The 17,747-nt window shown below is 31.6% G+C and carries 15 protein-coding genes; 5 read left to right on the top strand and 10 right to left on the bottom strand.

Annotated elements, in window-relative coordinates; genetic code table 11:
* The 3 genes from ACWVCY_RS09595 to ACWVCY_RS09585 all read left to right on the top strand — a co-directional run.
* Positions 1-505, top strand: a 505-nt coding sequence (locus ACWVCY_RS09595; RefSeq protein ID WP_455142441.1) for a hypothetical protein, incomplete at its 5' end; no start/stop codon positions are given.
* Between the two features lie 95 nt (positions 506-600).
* Positions 601-1,695: a hydrogenase formation protein HypD gene (gene hypD / locus ACWVCY_RS09590; RefSeq protein WP_455142439.1), complete on the top strand. Its 1,095-nt coding sequence runs from the start codon at positions 601-603 to the stop codon at positions 1,693-1,695.
* A 124-nt stretch (positions 1,696-1,819) separates the two neighbouring features.
* Positions 1,820-3,766: a chloride channel protein gene (locus ACWVCY_RS09585; protein WP_455142437.1), complete on the top strand. Its 1,947-nt coding sequence runs from the start codon at positions 1,820-1,822 to the stop codon at positions 3,764-3,766.
* A gap of 26 nt (positions 3,767-3,792) precedes the next feature.
* On the opposite strand, the gene ACWVCY_RS09580 is transcribed toward ACWVCY_RS09585, so the two are convergent.
* From ACWVCY_RS09580 to ACWVCY_RS09550, 7 genes are all read right to left on the bottom strand, one after another.
* A complete protein-coding gene (locus ACWVCY_RS09580) occupies positions 3,793-5,433 on the bottom strand; it encodes an alpha-amylase family glycosyl hydrolase (RefSeq protein ID WP_455142435.1) in 1,641 nt (546 codons plus the stop codon).
* A 63-nt stretch (positions 5,434-5,496) separates the two neighbouring features.
* A complete protein-coding gene (locus ACWVCY_RS09575; RefSeq protein ID WP_455142434.1) occupies positions 5,497-6,828 on the bottom strand; it encodes a M16 family metallopeptidase in 1,332 nt (443 codons plus the stop codon).
* Entirely contained in the window at positions 6,807-8,048 is a 1,242-nt protein-coding gene (locus ACWVCY_RS09570) for a M16 family metallopeptidase (protein ID WP_455142432.1), read from the bottom strand. The genes ACWVCY_RS09575 and ACWVCY_RS09570 overlap by 22 nt, the downstream gene beginning before the upstream one ends.
* A 62-nt stretch (positions 8,049-8,110) precedes the next feature.
* The gene (locus ACWVCY_RS09565; RefSeq protein ID WP_455142431.1) at positions 8,111-9,538 is read right to left on the bottom strand and encodes a hypothetical protein; all 1,428 of its coding nucleotides are present in this window, start codon (positions 9,536-9,538) and stop codon (positions 8,111-8,113) included.
* Between the two features lie 127 nt (positions 9,539-9,665).
* Complete coding sequence (locus ACWVCY_RS09560) at positions 9,666-10,112, bottom strand: hypothetical protein (protein ID WP_455142429.1); 447 nt, start codon at positions 10,110-10,112, stop codon at positions 9,666-9,668.
* A gap of 45 nt (positions 10,113-10,157) precedes the next feature.
* Complete coding sequence (locus ACWVCY_RS09555; RefSeq protein WP_455142427.1) at positions 10,158-10,607, bottom strand: hypothetical protein; 450 nt, start codon at positions 10,605-10,607, stop codon at positions 10,158-10,160.
* 1 nt (position 10,608) lies between these two features.
* A complete protein-coding gene (locus ACWVCY_RS09550) occupies positions 10,609-10,884 on the bottom strand; it encodes a hypothetical protein (protein ID WP_455142425.1) in 276 nt (91 codons plus the stop codon).
* 775 nt (positions 10,885-11,659) lie between these two features.
* On the opposite strand from ACWVCY_RS09550, the gene ACWVCY_RS09545 reads away from it, so the two are divergent.
* Positions 11,660-12,460, top strand: a complete 801-nt coding sequence (locus ACWVCY_RS09545) for an Mrp/NBP35 family ATP-binding protein (RefSeq protein WP_455142423.1) — start codon at positions 11,660-11,662, stop codon at positions 12,458-12,460.
* Positions 12,461-12,516: 56 nt separating this feature from the next.
* Positions 12,517-13,602 carry a hypothetical protein gene (locus ACWVCY_RS09540; RefSeq protein WP_455142421.1) on the top strand — a complete coding sequence of 362 codons (1,086 nt, stop codon included), beginning with the start codon at positions 12,517-12,519 and terminating at the stop codon, positions 13,600-13,602.
* A gap of 713 nt (positions 13,603-14,315) precedes the next feature.
* Here ACWVCY_RS09540 and ACWVCY_RS09535 read toward each other — a convergent pair.
* The 3 genes from ACWVCY_RS09535 to ACWVCY_RS09525 form a co-directional block, all read right to left on the bottom strand.
* A complete protein-coding gene (locus ACWVCY_RS09535; RefSeq protein WP_455142419.1) occupies positions 14,316-14,894 on the bottom strand; it encodes a DNA-3-methyladenine glycosylase I in 579 nt (192 codons plus the stop codon).
* 82 nt (positions 14,895-14,976) lie between these two features.
* A complete protein-coding gene (locus ACWVCY_RS09530) occupies positions 14,977-16,128 on the bottom strand; it encodes a DUF362 domain-containing protein (protein ID WP_455142418.1) in 1,152 nt (383 codons plus the stop codon).
* 92 nt (positions 16,129-16,220) lie between these two features.
* Positions 16,221-17,744: a hypothetical protein gene (locus tag ACWVCY_RS09525; RefSeq protein WP_455142416.1), complete on the bottom strand. Its 1,524-nt coding sequence runs from the start codon at positions 17,742-17,744 to the stop codon at positions 16,221-16,223.
* Between the last annotated feature and the right edge of the window lie 3 nt (positions 17,745-17,747).

The following is a 17,747-nucleotide window of genomic DNA, read 5'->3' as shown; positions in this document are numbered from 1 at the left end:
TCACACCTCTGAACCTAACATTTTATGGCCCCTTAAAGATTCAGACATTGAGTCAGCATATGCGTATTCACATGGAAATCCGCGTGAAGCTATTAAATGGTTGAATGGAATTATCGAAGAAAGAAAAGAACCGATATTAGATAGTATAAGAAAAAATAATGAATATCTATCTGAAACTGGGAAAAAAGTAAAAATAGCAATTGAAAAAGTCAAAAAAATTGGTACAGGAGTTTTTCAAAAGCATAATGGGATTTTTATTTCATTAAATATCCCTGATAAGAAAATTTTGACAATTATTCCCCCATTGAAAGATATTGATGAATTCTTACTACATTCATACTGGTCTGCTCTGAAAAAACTTTTAGAAGAAGAAGAATATAGTGAAATATTCGTAATTGGTGAAGTTTTCAAAGGATTTGAGCTAAATGATGTCAAAATTCAAGCATTTCATGAAAAAAATTTAGATTCATCTTTTATTGAAACCTTGAAAAAATCAGTTTCTTAATATTTCTCTCCCTTTTCCTCTTAGTAGAAAGAATATAAACAATTCTTATAAGAGAAAATTTGATCATCTTGTCTATTTTTTTTGGAGAAAAATCGATGATTAATTCATTTCAAGATCCAGAGGTTGTAAAAACTTTAAAAGATAAAATCACGAAGATTTCCCATGAGCTCAAGGAAAATATAAAGATCTGTCATGTTTGTGGCACTCATGAATACACAATTAGCCATTGGGGAATCCGGAATTTGCTTCCTTCTAATATTGAAGTTATAGCTGGACCTGGGTGCCCTGTTTGTATTTGTCCTAGCAAGGATATTGAACATTGTATATGGTTAGCAAAACAAGGTTATATTTTGGCTACATTTGGTGATATGGCTCGAGTACCCTGTGAGAAAGGATCTTTATTATCTGCTCGTGCGGAAGGTGCCGATGTTCGGGTTGTTTATAGCTTTTTAGATGCAATGAAGCTGGCAAAGCAAAACCCAGAACGTGAATTGGTTTTTTTTTCTATTGGATTTGAAACAACTGCTCCTATGGTTGCGATTGAATTAATTAATAAATCGATTCCGAGAAATTTGTCTATTCTCAGTTCGCATCGTTTAGTTCCTCCAGCAATGGAATTGCTACTTAATGCACCAGAAATTCCTTTACATGGATTTATAGCCCCAGGACATGTATCAGCAATAACAGGATCAAAAGTCTATGAGCCATTAAGTAATAAATACAAAAAATCTATAGTCATTGCAGGATTTGAACCAGTAGATGTGTTATTTGGAATTCTTAGCATCCTGTATCAAATTAAAGAAAAGAATTTCAAAACTGAAAATCTATATCCACGGGTTGTAACCCGTGAAGGGAATAAAACAGCTCTGGAAGCTATTAAAATAGCTTATTCGGTGATTGATGCCAATTGGAGGGGAATCGGCGAAGTACAAAAATCTGGATTAGAAATCTCTGAAAAATTTGAAGAATTCAACATTCGTCTGAAAGAAAAGCTTCCACCAGTTTCTAGTGTGGAAATGCCATCTGGATGTCGTTGTGCTGAAGTTATCTTAGGAAAGATTTATCCTGATGAATGTCCATTATTTAATCGAAAATGTACCCCAGAAAATCCAGTTGGACCTTGTATGGTAGGGATAGAGGGAACTTGTGCCATACATGCAAAATATGGGAGTAATTTTCCTCTAGTTTAGATAGAAGCTAGAAGATCTTCAAAAAATACTTGATTCTGTTTGAATCTATAGAAATATCAATAAATATTTCTTTCTAGACTCAAAAAGTTCAAAATTAGTTATCCTCTCTAATTATGTGATTTTAATGACTGTGCTAGCAAGTCACAAACGAAGATCAGCTTATCGTTTTCAAAGAGATATTAGATTAGAAATTATAGCAATATTCATCGGATTCCTTGGTGGTATTGCAGGTATTGTCTTCCGTAAAGCTATTGAGATTCTAGATGAATTATTATTTCAGGAACATGGATTAATCCATTTTTTTCGCAATAATTACGGTGATATTTTTGCCACTGTTTTAATTATAATAATCCCTGCCATAGGTGGTTTTATCGTTGGATATGCAATTTATAGAGCTTTTCCTCTTTCTAAAGGACATGGAATTCCGAATGTTTTGGAAGCTATGCATACTCATACACCTATCAAACCAAGAACTCCAATTGGGAAATTTATTTTATCTATACTCACAATTGGATCTGGACTAAGTGCTGGATCAGAAGGACCCATTGCACAAATTGGGGCTGGGGCTGGGTCTTACATAGCAACAAGATTTCGTTATAGTTCTGCTGAATCTAACATTCTGATTGCTGCTGGGGCTGGAGCTGGTATTGCTGCTGTTTTCAACGCACCTTTGGGAGGAACTATTTTCGCCTTAGAAGTATTATTGGCAACTATCACATTACATACCGCAGTTCCAATTGCCATAGCGTGTATAGTTGCAGTAACCGTAAATTTTGTAATTTTAGGAAATATTGGAAGCGTATTCTTGGTTCCAGCTTATGAATTAGGATCACTTGCTGAAATTCCATTAATTTTACTTATGGGAATTTTTCTAGGTTTAATTGGAATATTCTGGCAAAAAGCTTTATATTTTGCTGAGAATTTTTTTGATAAAAATCGATTTTCTTTACCCATAGATACTGCAATTGGTGGTACTATAGTAGGGATAATCCTTGTAATTTTTTCGCTTGATCTTCGCGGTGCGGGTTATCCAATTATTCATATAGCATTGGATGGAGAATTTCAGTCTCTTACTTCCTTAACAGGTTTAGCTTTAGGGCTTTTTCTGATACTGTTTTGCTTTCTTAAAATTGTTGCAACATCTCTATCGTTAGGTAGTGGAGTTTCGGGAGGGATTTTTGCTCCATCATTATTCATGGGAGCAACTTTTGGAGCGGGATTTGCTGTTTTATTTAATGCTATATTCGGATTAAGTCTGAATATTGGATTTTATTCTCTTCTTGGGTTAGCTTCCTTATTTGCAGCTTCAGCTCGTGCACCTATTACAATGATCGTCATCACGCTTGAAATGAGCGGAGACCTTAAGATTTTACCCTCAATGATGCTTGTAGTTTTAGTAGCATTCCTTGTTCACTTGCTACTTGTTGAGGAGAGTATTTATACAGAAAAGATTGTTCATAAAGGTATATCAAGTACTGCAAGGACAACTGATGAATTAATGAACTTCATTACTTTAGAAGAGGTCATGAGTAAAGAAGTAATAGCTATTTTAGAAGACACATTAACTACTGATTTGTTAGATATCTTTATGTGTTATAAACATTTAGGTTATCCTATAGTTGATAAGGAGGGAAATCTTAAGGGACTTGTAACCATGTTTGATCTCCGAAGAATCCGAGCTCAACGATTAGCGATTCAAGATATGAAAGTAAGTGAAATTATGACAAAAGATTTAATTGTTGGTTCACCGTCAATGACTGTTCGGGAGGCAACTGACTTGATGCATCGGTACATTATAGGTAGACTTCCTGTGGTGTACAGAAACGGAAACTTGATGAAGCTCATTGGAATATTTACTCGTTCTGATATTATTAAAACAATTGAATCATTCCAAGGTTTTATTGAAGGTGAACGAGATCAAATAAGACGAAATTATGATCGGATTGTTGAAAACCCAATGATTGAGGTAATCCCTACAACCTATCATCACCTAGCTGATAAAGTAGTAGTCGTTACTCGTGACATTATTGGAGAAGCAGAAGAATATATAAAATCGAGGAAGAGAGTGTAACTAAACCCCTTTCTAAGATTGTAAAATTATGACCTAATATCTAGAATTATTCCCTCAAATTTGTCTAAGATTATATTTGATACGAAATTATTGTGATCAATAATACTCTTGGTTGAAAATGCTTTAAAGCCATCTATAGTTGGATTTACAATCTCAACTACTTTATTTGAAAAATTAAGAATAATAACTAATTTTTCATCTCCAAAAGTCCTTTTATATGTCAAGATTTTTTCATTAGCTGTTGATAATAAAGAAAATGTACCGATTTGAAGAGCAAGGGAGTTTTTTCGAAATTTTAGCAGATCATGATAAAATTTGAGTAATGAATCTTTATTGTTCAATTGTGTTTCGACATTTTGAGTCATTACACTTGGTGAAACAGGAAGCCAAGGTTTTATAGAAAAATTAGGAGAAAAACCGGCATTATTTTCTACTGGTTTCCATTGCATCGGAGTTCTACAACCATCTCGGTTGAAAAAACGTCCAATTGGTAATTTGAAGAATTTTAAGAATGCTATAGGATCAGACCATTGACTTTTAGGGATTTTCACTTGATGCATTCCTACCTCCTCTCCATAATAAATAAATGGAGTTCCTCTAATAGAAAGTAAAAGTAGGGTAAATAATCGCATTTTCTCTTCATTATTACCTAATTTGGAAATCATTCGCTTGTTATCATGGTTTGATAAACAAAAACATGGCCAATAGGGCTCAGGGAGCAATGATTCGGATTCTTGAATGATTTTAGTTATTTTTTTCGAATTAAAATCTGTATTACATAGAGTAAAATTGAAAACAAGGTTTAAACCATCATTGTGTGCTCCATAAAGTGATCGTATTGCTTTTGGTTCCCTTGTTGCTTCTCCAACCAACATTCGAGGGGGAGAATAATTATTAACAATTTTTCGAATAGATTTACATATTTCTATTGTTTCAGGAAGAAATTGGGTATATCTTGGATTCTGGAAGAGGGATGCAGAGCTACTTTCTGAAGGAAATAATCTCCAACTTTTGGGGTTATCTCGAAATTTATTATCTTCAAAAAGAGTATGGATAATATCTAATCTAAATCCATCCACTCCTTTGTTAAGCCAATATTCAATATAATCAAACATTTGTTGTTTAACTTCTTCATTACGCCAATTAAGATCAGGTTGACAAGGTAGGAACTGATGAAGATAAAATTGACCCCGTTCTTCGTTCCATTTCCACATTGAGCCTCCAATAATAGATTTCCAATTATTTGGTGGTTTTTTTCCGTTCTTTTTTTTCCCATCCTTCCATACATACCAATCTGCTTTTGGATTGGATTGATCTTTCTTAGATTCTAAAAACCATGGATGTTTGTCACTGGTATGGTTCAATACTAAATCTAGGATCATTTTTATACCTAAAGCATGACTTTTTTCCAATAACAATTTGAAATCATCCATCGTTCCATATTCAGGGGCAATTTTATCATATGCTGTAATATCATATCCAAAATCTTCTTGAGGAGACATAAAAAAGGGAGAATACCAAATTGCATCTATACCTAATTCTTTTAAATAATCTAATTTACTAATGATCCCTTTTAAATCCCCTATTCCATTATTAGTAGAATCTTTAAAACTTCGTGGATATATTTGATAAAAAACAGCTTTTTGCCACCACATATACTTATCCATGAATATTCCTCATCTTATTGATTATGATTAACCTGAATCTCAATATCTTAATCTTTCTATAAACTACCACGGAGAGTTTTGTGGAAAATCAGGTGTCCAATCTGATGGTAATTTTCCTGTACCATAAACGGTAAGAGAAATTTTATCCCCAAAAATTTCATCTTTAGTTTTTTGGACGATTTCCAAAGGAATATCCAAATTTTTTTCATAATCAGAGGGTAGTAAAGGGTAACGGAACTTGATGAACTTTTGAGCTAGATCTATTCCATAATTTGCAGGATCTTCAATTTCAGCTAAGTACGATCCCCATATTTCCTGTTTTAAATCAGTAATTATCGTATCAGTGAATTCAAATGAATATAAATCTATTAAAAGCCTTAGAATTTCATGGTATACTTTATTTAATTTTTCTGGGGGAGAAATAAACAATATTGAACTTGCTGACACATCATAAAATGGTTCAAAACCATATCTACACAGACTTGAAATCCCTCTACTGATTATTTTACGATAAATAATAGAGGTACGAGAGTTTCCAAGATAAGTATTAATTAGGAGGGATGGGAAAAATAGTTCTGATTTAATTCCTGGTGAATTCCAACATATTGCTAAATATGATAAAGGTTTGCTTAACTCCTCTTTAAAGTAATTGAGATTAGTTTTACGTTTTGGTACGTTAATTTGGGGGGGATAAATCGGTTTTTGATTAGTTTTTTTTCCATTTTCATTAAATAATTTGTCAATAAAGTCAGTTTCTGCTTCTAGATTGAATCCACCACCTACAATAGTAATAATAGCATTATGGAGGGAATAATGTTTTTTGATATATTTTTCTAATGTACCTAAAGACATTGAAGTAATAGAATCTATTGATCCTAAAATATTATGCTCTAAAGGTGTTCCAGCGAAGTGATGAGCTCGAGCATTTGAGTGTGCATTGAATTCTGGCATATCCTTGTATATTTGGGTTTCCTGCAAAATAATTTGCTTTTCAGCTTCAAACTCTTTAGGATTTAACTCTTTATTTAGTAGAAGATCATTCCAAATTTCAGCTGCCTTTCTTAAATTTCGTGTTGGAACTTTGGCATAATAGATAGTATGATCATAACTTGTGAAAGCATTAAGATCAGCCCCTAATTGGGAAAATTCTTGATTTATTTGGTTTGCATCTCGTAAGGGAGTACCTTTGAAAAACATATGTTCTGTAAAGTGACTTACTCCGTCATTTGATCCTTTTCCAAACCCATTTTCGTACATAGCCCCTGCATAGAATCCCACTGAAAAAAGAGTCGTTTTACCTCCTGGAATTGTAACAAGTTGGACTTGTAAATTATTCTCTAAACGAAAAACCTTAATTTTATTAGCAATATTTACTATTTCAGTTGATTTTGCCAATGGTTTTCGATCTCCTTAGGATCTATATCTCCTGAAATCGCTAGGCTTATATTTTCAGGTTTAAATATTGATTGCCAGAGTTTATGCAGTTTTTTTGGTGTTACTTGTTCAATTTCCTTATAACTATCTTTTATATTGGGAGATAATCCGTGAACTTTACGATTAATAATTCTTGAGGTGATTATGCGAGAATCATCTAGAGAAAGATCCTGCATTCCTAAAAGATAATTTTTAGTGGTTTCGTATTCAGTAATTGATATTTCTTTTTTAACTAGATCATATATCAAATCCGTTAAGGATTCTATTGCCTCTGTAGCTCGAACTGGTTTAGTTTCCATAAAACATCGAAGAATAATTTTATTTGCTAACAGTTTTATGACAGAACCAGTTAAATATCCGAATGATTTTTTATCACGAAGAACTGTGAACATTCTTGATCCATAAGATTCACCTAATATTCCACTTGAAAATCGAACACACCCTAATCTTGATGTTTGCATGTCAATCGCGATATTAAGGCATATATAAGCATTCTCATCTTCTTTTGTTGATGAGGTGATTAATCGTTTGTGTACCATTTGACCTGAAGTATTATTTTTTTTGGTAGTTAGTTTAGATTTATCTTCAATTAATCGTGATAGGATTTTTTCATCTAGTTTTTTTCTAATATCTTTTGGTAAATAACCAATGGCAAAACCCCACGGTTCTATTAAAAAATCAGGCAGTATTTGATGGAGATTTTCAGATGAAATCGATTTTAGTGATTTTAAATTCCCAATAAGAGATTGACTATAGGGGTTCCCTTCTCCAAAAACAGCTTTATCAGCTTCAAAAAAGATAAGTCGTTGAAGCGCATTTGCCATAATTCTTTGGTACACTTGAATTAGGTTTTGAGTCTCAATTTCAATGTGTTTAGGATTAAGACTGGGATTTTCAGTCATATCAAATAATAAATCTAAGGTTTCCTCTGCATATTTAGGGTGAGTCTGTGCCCCTATAACCGCAAAATCTTTTTCAACTAATGTAAATAGACTTCCACCTTTACCATCTATTTTTCGAGCAATTTGTTGTTCTGAATAGTTATAAGTTTCACGAGTCATGGTTTGGAGTAAGATTTGTGTCGCTCCTGGAATTTGGTCTTGGGTAGCTCCTCTATTTGTCACAATGCCCACGGTACAAGTTCGGAGATTTGGAAATGAGAGAATAATTGGCCTCTTCATGTTTTTCATATCCAAAAACTGAAATCAGAGATAAAGCAGTTATTTTTAACATCAATTCGAAACTAAGGATTTAATTGTAGTTGTGAAGTCGCAATAGGACCTATCCTAGCTCTAGAACGTTTCCACCAATATATTAAGGCTCCAAGTAAGGTACCACCAACAAGTATGATTTGAAAACTAGTGAGTAAATTCCACCAATCAACATTTGTAAAAGAACCTGTAATTGCTGGAGCTAAATTTTGAGCATTCTCTGAGAGTTGTGTTATGACTTGAGCTTGAAGATCTCCTCCAAAAATAAAAGTATCAAGAAAAGGCATTGCTCCACCACTTAGAACTCCGAAAATTGCTACTAATTGACTTAATCGATTACTAACTACTCGTGTTTCTTCTAATTCTAACTTTAATAGAATATTACTTTTCTCGTCTTTGATGTACAATACTCCTTCTAATTGTGTAGATCGAAATCCTGCTTCAACTAAAGGTGTGATATAGAAGGTTAATTCACTTGGAAAATTTTCTGGTTTTGGACTAAAAAATTGAAAAGTTGGTTGAACAAGGCATCCAGAGAGTAAAGGTTCAATTATAAGATCGCTTTTTATATCATATAATTCAAACTCACCTCTGGTCTCGGATTCTTCTTCACCAGTCAATATATGAATCTTATCTCTTTTTAATTTTATAGCTAGAGTTGATAAAGTAACAGTAAATGGATAAGTTTTACGTGGATTCATCCGTGAGTAATAGTGAACATGAGTATGAATTGTTTGCCCTTTAGACATTTTAGATGAAATAGTATCAGGTTTTATGCTCTCTTTTTTAGATATTGATTCCATTCTCTCCATGGAAGGGACTGGTGGTGAAGTTGGGCTTGTTTTTCGACTAGGAGCACCAAATGCTGGGCTAGGTTTAGGAGGCTGAGCTTCCTTAAGTACTGGGGCTGATTTAGAAGCTTTTTCTCTCTTAAAAGTTTCTGCTTCAGATTCATGAATAATCTTTGAGAGTGAAAGGTCATCAAAAGCTTCTTCCTCTTCTTCTCCAAACCTGATTTCCTCATCTTCAATTTCATCAAATGTTCCCGCATCCTCACTTACTTTTTCAGCTTTGAATCTTTGACTTTCCACAGCCTCTATAATATTTTTGGATAATGTTGCAGCATCTTTCGCATAAATTTTATCAGGAGTAAGAGCAAGCTCTGTCAATATTGGTTGAAATTCATCATCAAGTTTGAAATTTTTCCATAAATCTGGAGTTAATAATAATATCTTGATTAAAAGATATTTTGCTAGTTCTGTACTTGTTTTTAAAATTTCTTTAATTATACTATTAAATTTTAAGGGGTATTGGGAATAGAAATTGTTTAATTTATTAGCTAAATATGATTGGAATTCAAAAGAATCGAGATAAATAGAATCTGGTTGTAGAGAGGATAAAAAGGAGGGAATCTGTTCTAACCAATCATTCGGAGATTCAATATTTATAGGAAAAACCAATTCATAAACCTCATGTTCTGTTTTTCTAGAATGAGCATATGTAAAAAGATCTAGTACCTATCAAAAACATTTCTTAATGAAAAAATAACACTTTTTAATATGAACGCAATTCAAGAATGAGGAAAATTCAATACCATGAGAGATTCAAGAATGTAAGTTTCAATAGTTTTTCTAACAAAGAATTTTTCCCTATCCCTAGTTTGGTAAGGTCCTCATTCTGAATAAAGTCGATTATCTCTGAAATTCTTACAGATTCTGAAAGATCTAACATTTCTCGAATTGTAATTAATTCAATGTATAATTGATTAAGCTGTACAAAATTACTTATTTGGTTATTAAATGCTTGTTTAACCGTAATGAGTTTAAAATAATAGTCAATAAGGTCAGAAATAGGAATTTTTTGTGAGATTTCAAGTTCAGCTCTCATTTGTTTCAGTTCATGCCATATTATTGTCAAATTATACTCAGAAATTGGAAAAGCTTCATTTAAATAAGATTTTATTTTTACTAGTTCAAGTTCATCTATTTGTTTTTCAGAATTTACCTTTTTAATTGAACCATTATACATTATCATTCGACATCCACCAAATTGATAGATTTCAGACAATCTTCAATTAATTTATTTCTCACCAACATATAAACTGATAATTTCCTCTTGGATTTCCTTTATCAATTCGTCAAAAGGTCTTAGTAGATGTATCTCAATACTCTCTTCTGCAGGATTATTTAAATCTATCAGGACTCCCTTGTCTATTAGATTTGGTAAACCCTTTGGGATATAAATTAAACCTTCTCGTATGAAATGAAATATCACTTTCAAAATTTTTCTTTTTTCTTCAACCGTTTTTATGCCTAATACATTGAAAACATGCTTTAAATTTTGAATCGAAGTATCTTTAAATGAAAGAAGCAATAAAGCTCTATTTGCTACTTCTTCATCTCTTGAAGTTCTCATAGGTATCTTTTTAATTTCCTGCTGAGCTACTGTAATGTTTTCTGATTCTTTCCAAGCTATAAGCTTTCTTTCAGCAGAATTGGCTTTATCTATATAGGATTTTTCTGAATACACATTAAAATCCTCCACTTAAAGCAAATCTTGTTTTATCAGTTGGGTCCTGAATTAGAAGAATTCTTTCATGTGTAAAGTATTCTACTAAGTCCAGAAAATAAGACAGAAGCTGTCTAACTTCGGCTTCTGTATAATTCTGTGAGTTATTAAACTTGAGATGAAGAACATGCAATCCCTCTTGTGATTCAAAATTAGAAAAAAGATTAGTTGACATATATAGGAGCTGAAATAAGTGATCTAATGATTTTTTCATTCCAAATTGCTGAGTTAAACGCATTTCTTCTTCAATCCTTCGGAAAGCTGACAGCTTGTGTCTTGATTAAGTTATAATGAATTCATGTTGATATATAAGCAAGTAATAGAACTATGACAATTTCCTTATTTGGATGTCATCTTGAAGTTTTTGACCAATTTGAGAACTTGATGTCATTTTCCCGACAAAAATTTCTGGAAATTGATTTTTATATGAATTAAGACATTTCAGCATCGAGAAAGGAATTTTCTTATTAGCCCTTTTAATTCTTGTAAGATTATGCTAAACACTTATCATTGGAAATTAGATAAAAGGTGAAATAATACATAGAAATGTATCCAAGTATTTTATTTTTTAGCTCCAAATGAATAATATACTAAAAATATACATTCCATCCATGTATCCTTAGATTTAAAAAAATACAATTTTCTGAAACGCTATAGTTAATAAATTGGGATAATAGAACACTAGACTTCCTTTCTGATTTAATAAGAATCAAGTATCCATTCTTATCCTTTGTTAACTTTCTCTAATTATAAGATACCCCTAGAGTAACTGAATCAAGGAGGATGGTATTATAAAAAATGTTAATTGCTTCCTATTGAGTTTAAAAATGATATAAGTAAATTATATATTCGCCTAAGTCAGAAAGTAAGAAAAAAAAAATTATTTGTGATCCTATACTATACCTAAAAGAATAAAAGAACCTAAAATTCTTTTAAATCAATCTGTTTATACTTGTTATAACTAGTTAATGATGTTTGGATATTCTATACACGAGTTAAGAGAAGGATATTTGATGCAGAAACCAATACAATTAAAAGATCAGAATTTTCAAAAGTATTTAGAGAGAATCAAGCATAAAATTGTTATACTTTCAGGAAAAGGTGGGGTAGGAAAATCCACTGTTGCAGCTAATCTTGCTTTAGTATTTGCAAAACAATTTCCAAATAAAACAGGGATTGTTGATTTAGACATATCAGGACCAAATATTCCTAAAATTCTGGGATTAGAAGGAAAGCGAGTAGAGGTAGAAGAAGAGGGAGGAAAAATTTTCCCTGTTGAAGGCCCACTTGGATTAAAAGTTATTTCTACAGCTTTTTTCTTAAGTTCTAAATCTACTCCAGTAATATGGCGTGGACCAATGAAAATAAAAATTTTAAGACAATTCTTGACAGATTTTGAATGGGGTGAGTTAGAGATGCTAATTTTTGACATGCCCCCTGGAACTGGGGATGAAGCTATATCCATTATGCAATTAATACCTAATATGGATGGTGTGGTTATTGTGACAACTCCACAAGAAGTTTCTTTATTAGATACTGGAAAATCTCTTGTAATGTCACGAAAAATGAATCAAAATGTACTTGGAATTGTAGAAAATATGTCCGCATTTAAATGTCCTTCATGTGGTACTACTCATCATATATTTGGTGAAGGAGGAGGAATGGCTTTAGCAAAGGAATTTCAGACGGATTTATTGGGACAAATTCCCCTAGATCCCATAATTCGAGTTCAAGAAGATACGGGAATAAATGAACCTTTTGTATATTTCATACCTGTAGCTGAAAAATTACTTAGGAAAATTGTTAAAGCTTAATTTAATAGATTAATCATGTTAGGAATTGAATATTACTCTCATAGGTCTAGAAGCTAATGCTAAGACAGAAAAATCTAATTATCGTATTAAGTATATTCTTATTATTAATCACTCCCGTTCCTTCTCATTCAGCCCAACCAGTCCTAATAGAATGTTACATAATTTATTATTCTGAATGTTCTGCTTGTATGTCAAAATATAGCACATATGTTAAACCTTTTTACAATTCTTATAGAGATAATGAGACCATAGATTTTCTTCTAATAGATACCTACACTGAAATCGGACTAGCATCATATTGGGATATAATTGATTCTCTTGACATTAATACTTCCACATTACAAGGTTTCCCATGGGTTATATTCCATTGGGGAGATAATCAGCTGATAATTATAGATGAAAGAAACCTTGAATCGATTGAAACCACCTTTCTAGCAATTCTAACAGATTCAGGATATACTGTTCCTAAAACATCACAACCATTCATCCCAATAATTTCAATTGAGTCTCTTGATCTACCATTGCTTGGAATTTCTTCATTATTAATCCTTGGAGGTTTAATTTTCTTAAATATTCCCTGCTTATGGTATTTTTCCCCAAATCGTAATCAAAAGGTACTCAAAAGGATCTCAAAAAAACGTTTTTTGATTCTTATTGGATTGACCTTAATCTCATTGATAACCCTTACTTATCAACTCCTTGATTATATTCGTGGTGGATGTGGCTGTGCTGGAGGTAATTTGGCTCAGGTATTGTTATTTCGTAGATATGATCATCTAATGCTTTTTAATATAGAGATACCATTTTCTTTAATGGGTATAGGGCTTATGAGTTCTATTTTCATAATAATTAATTTCATAAGTATTATTCCCACTCCATTCTCCATTAATATAGAAACTAGGAAATTTATAGTTATAACAGAAAAAAATTTACAGTTGTTGTATAAGTTACTTACCTTATTGTTATTTGTTGGATTTTTATCTTTATTTTATCTTCTTTATATTGAATTATTTCTCTTAGAATTCATCTGTTTATTATGTACTATCTCTCAAATGGTTATAATAATTGATATTCTATTAGTTTTTACTTGGAAACCATTCCATACCAATCAAGTTCCCTCTCCACTAATTAATAAATCTTAATTGAAAATGGAAAATTTAAGGAAAAAAAAGAGGGAGTGATCTTGAGATTATTAAAGACTACTATTCATCTTCCCAGTCGTCGTCTTCGTCGTCCCAATCTTCTTCGTCGTCCCAATCTTCATCTAAATCTTCTTCTTCCTCATCAAGGTCTTTCTTTTTATCTTTAGATCCCATTTTTTGTTATTTACCTCCTAGGTAATAAATTTGAAAAACATTATTTGCACCAGATAAGATTGATGAATCAAGCTTTCTCTAGTGTTTAATGGTTAAATAACTTGACAATTATTTCTTTTTCTTAGCTGCTGAAGATTTTTCTGTTTTTTTCTTTGTACTACTTTTCTTTTTAGACAATTAGTTCACCTTATTTCAAATCAGATTCATTACGACCGCAATTTCTTTTAGAGGCCGCTGGAAAATTGTTTTCTATGAGAATATTTAAGCATTTGCAAATAGCATAAAAAGAGCTGGTTTAATGATTAACAAAATAAGATATTCTAATAATTAAGATAAGCGTATAAATTATAGTAATAGCAAAGCTTTTAAAAATATTAATCAAAATTAATTTATAGAATAAATAAATGTATCTAGACTGAATTTCCTGTATTATTTGCCGTGTTTGATTTAGTATCAAACAAAAAAGATGTCTAATCTCTGAAATCTATCTAAAAAGGTTGATCTTTATAATTAATTAAAAATGACCAAAATAAGTAGATTTAGATATTTAATTCATGATAACGGAAACAGTGTATTAAGTGGTCATTTACCATTCCGATTGACTGCATAAATGCATAACAAATTGTAGGACCAATAAAAGTAAACCCTCGTTTTTTTAAATCATTACTTATATCTTTAGAAAGTGGTGTGAAAGAAGGTAGCTCTGAAAGGGCTTTAAATTTATTCTGGATTGGTTTGTGATTAATAAAATCCCATAAATATTGGTCAAATGAGTCAAATTCAGATTGAATTTCTATAAATCTTTTTGCATTATTTATAGTGCTCTTAATTTTTAATTTATTACGAATAATTGATTTATCTTCCAAAAGGCGTTCAATATCGGTATCATTATATTTTGAGATTATTTTAGGGTCAAAGTTTTCAAATGCTGTTCTATATCCATCACGTCGTTTAAGGATGGTCGTCCAACTCAATCCTGCCTGCGCGCCTTCAAGTACAAGTAATTCAAATAATTCACGGTCATTATGAACAGGAACACCCCATTCAAGATCATGATATGCAATCATTTGTGGATCATCCCCTGCCCACTCACAACGTGGTAGTTTATTCGTATGCATAGTCAAAAAATCCCGGTTTGTAAACTTTGTTGATGTTGGACTAATTTATAATGGTTAAATACTAATTGATAAAATTTTTCCTTCAATATCGATTCCAATTCTGAATCTTAGGGTATTTTGTTAATTTTTCCCCATAAGAATATTTTTCCCAGATTGACCCCCATTCTGTGTTCTTAAATTCTTTAATTTTTCTTTTTCCTCTAATTGGATACCAGATACGATCATGATAGATTTCTGATGTGGCAATAAATAACCAGAAAATTGGTGTATGGAAAAGGAGCATATGAATTGGTCTCAAGATCCGGTATCTATATGTTGTATTACGAATACGTTGATCCCATCTAACTATTAGGCTTCGTTCTGTATGAAAATTAAAATTTATCTTATTAAATTCTGCTGAATCCATACCTATAAGGTCAATTTGGTTTAAATCTCCTGTTCCTAACCCTTGATCATGAGCCATTTTGATAAATTTGATTTTTAACGGATCGAAGCCCATAATCTTTGCAGAAATAGCATCAATGGCTACTTGATCATCACTTGCTAATATAAGGTTTGAAACGAATGGATCCATTATACGGGGTCCTGCACCATCCCCAGAAATTGTTCCATCTGTAATTGCTAAAATTCCTTGATGAATCTCTTTCTGGATAGTTAATAGATCAACTAAAATTTCATGAATGACTCTGTGACTATGATGACGATATTTTGGTATTAAACCTCCAAAAGCATTTTTTAGTGCTCCTGTGATAATGGTATGTCCATGAGTTTTAATTGTCGGTAGATGAATTATATTTGAGTTTAAATAAATTTCAGGAATTATAATTTTATCTTTGAATAGCTCCCTCATGTAAGGAACGTCTCCTTTAGGGTCGTAAGGAACCCATTTTTCATTTGTGAGAGGTCTATATTTTACATTATATGAATTAAAGACATTTAACCATTTATTTAAATAGGCGCCTTTCCAAGGATGAGTTACTACAGTTTGATTCTCTGTAGGAATAATTGTTTCTGTTTTCATACCATCCTCTGTTAATTTCTTTAGGACACCATCTAATTGCCATGGGGGAGTAGAACAAGCTGGGAAAAAGAGAGACCAAGATAAATTAATCTTAATTATTGTTTTTATATCACTATTTTTAAGAATAGATTTGTAATTAATCTCATCTAAGAGATTTCTATAATCTTCAATAATAGTCTGAGGTTTAGTGCGAAGTACAGCAACTTTCGACATAAAATCACAATCTTATGCTAATATAAAGACAAATTATTAATTTAATTTCAACCTTAACAAAAATAATTTCGTGATAAGATTATTATACCATCCTAAAACAAATTTTTTAAAATTATAGGTATCTTTTCTTGCTTTAAATATGGATTTTTTTTCATTAAAGCTTCTATTAAATGTTGATAACCAATTTCCTCTAATAATTTTTTTAAATCTAAGTTCATTAGGATTTGTTTTGATATTGGACGTTTCATATCCCAAAAAATGTAAGAACGATAATATTCATCAGTTATTGGATGATTTAGAAGTGTATGAACTAACATGGCTTTCCAATAATTATCAAAAGAAAGGAAATAACAGGTATCATCAAGAACAACTGGTTTTCCTTCTTTTGGACCTATAAAGAGAAATTTTAAATTTTTATAAAAACCTGAAATAGCAATTTTCCAAGGTTCCAAGGTATAATCTCCAATACCAAATATAGAAAATCTTGGGCGTTTCAAATAAATAGCACTTTTTCTTCTGTCAAGATAAGAGGCTTTTTCCATTAAATATTTCCATGTTTTTGGTGCAGTTTTTCTAAGTATTGAGGTATCTTGGCCTGTATGTTTCTGTGTTAACAACATCCAACGATTTGGGTTGGTCTTATTATTTGCTAGATCAGAGCTTTTAAGCATCGGGTATAAATAATCATTTTCTATTTCGATTTCTTCTTTCAATCCATTAATATAATGTTTTTCTCCTTTTATAAACTCCATAACTTTTACAGAATCGTGTTTAATTCCTGATCGCCATTCAAAAGGAGATTCTCCATTTAAATGATTCCATTTTCGATAATATTCTATATTTGCTATTAATTTTCCATCAATGACTCCTATTTCATGAAGTAACTTATTTTTATTTAATTTTTCAAATATTTCACATATAGAGGTGAATTTTCCAGGAGTTAATTGAAGAAACAGAACACAAGCTTCTACACTAGCTTTAAAATGAAAAAAGGCATCAATAAGAAATATATAAGCTTTTTCAATATTTATTTGATGATCAACACAATATTTAAACACCTTACGCGCTACACTAAGTTTACATATTTGTACAAATGTCGTTGAAGTATCTTTGACACTATTAAGAAGTTCTAACATCATCCACTCTGAAATATCAAAGTTACTTCGTCCCATCTTTGCCTCAAGTCCTGGATAATTGTGAATATTGAATTTTTTAGGAATATTTCTACTATTAATGACAGAAAGATCAGCTGTAGTTATCCATGGAGGATTTCCAACAATTAGATAAGGTTCAGAGTAATTTGATATCAAAGATTTCCAGTTTATGGTAAAAAAATCCCTTGTTTGTATTTCGATGTTATTTGGGCTTTTTTTTCTTCTTAATTGGTCATTTATATATTCTACATACGTTTTATTAATATCAATTCCTACAATCTGCGAATTAGGAAAAAGTTCTCCTGAAGCTAAAATAAAAGCCCCTAAACCGCAAGTAGGTTCTATAATGGTCGCTGGCTGGAAATTTTCCTTTTGAATGAGGGTAATTATTTCACTCGCTAATTCATCAGGAGTTTGATAATCTCCAAACTCCTTTATATTTGATTTTAAATTTCGATTCACAAT

The sequence above is a fragment of the Candidatus Hodarchaeum mangrovi genome, assembly GCF_975850365.1.
This window is presented reverse-complemented; position numbering and strand designations above follow the sequence as displayed.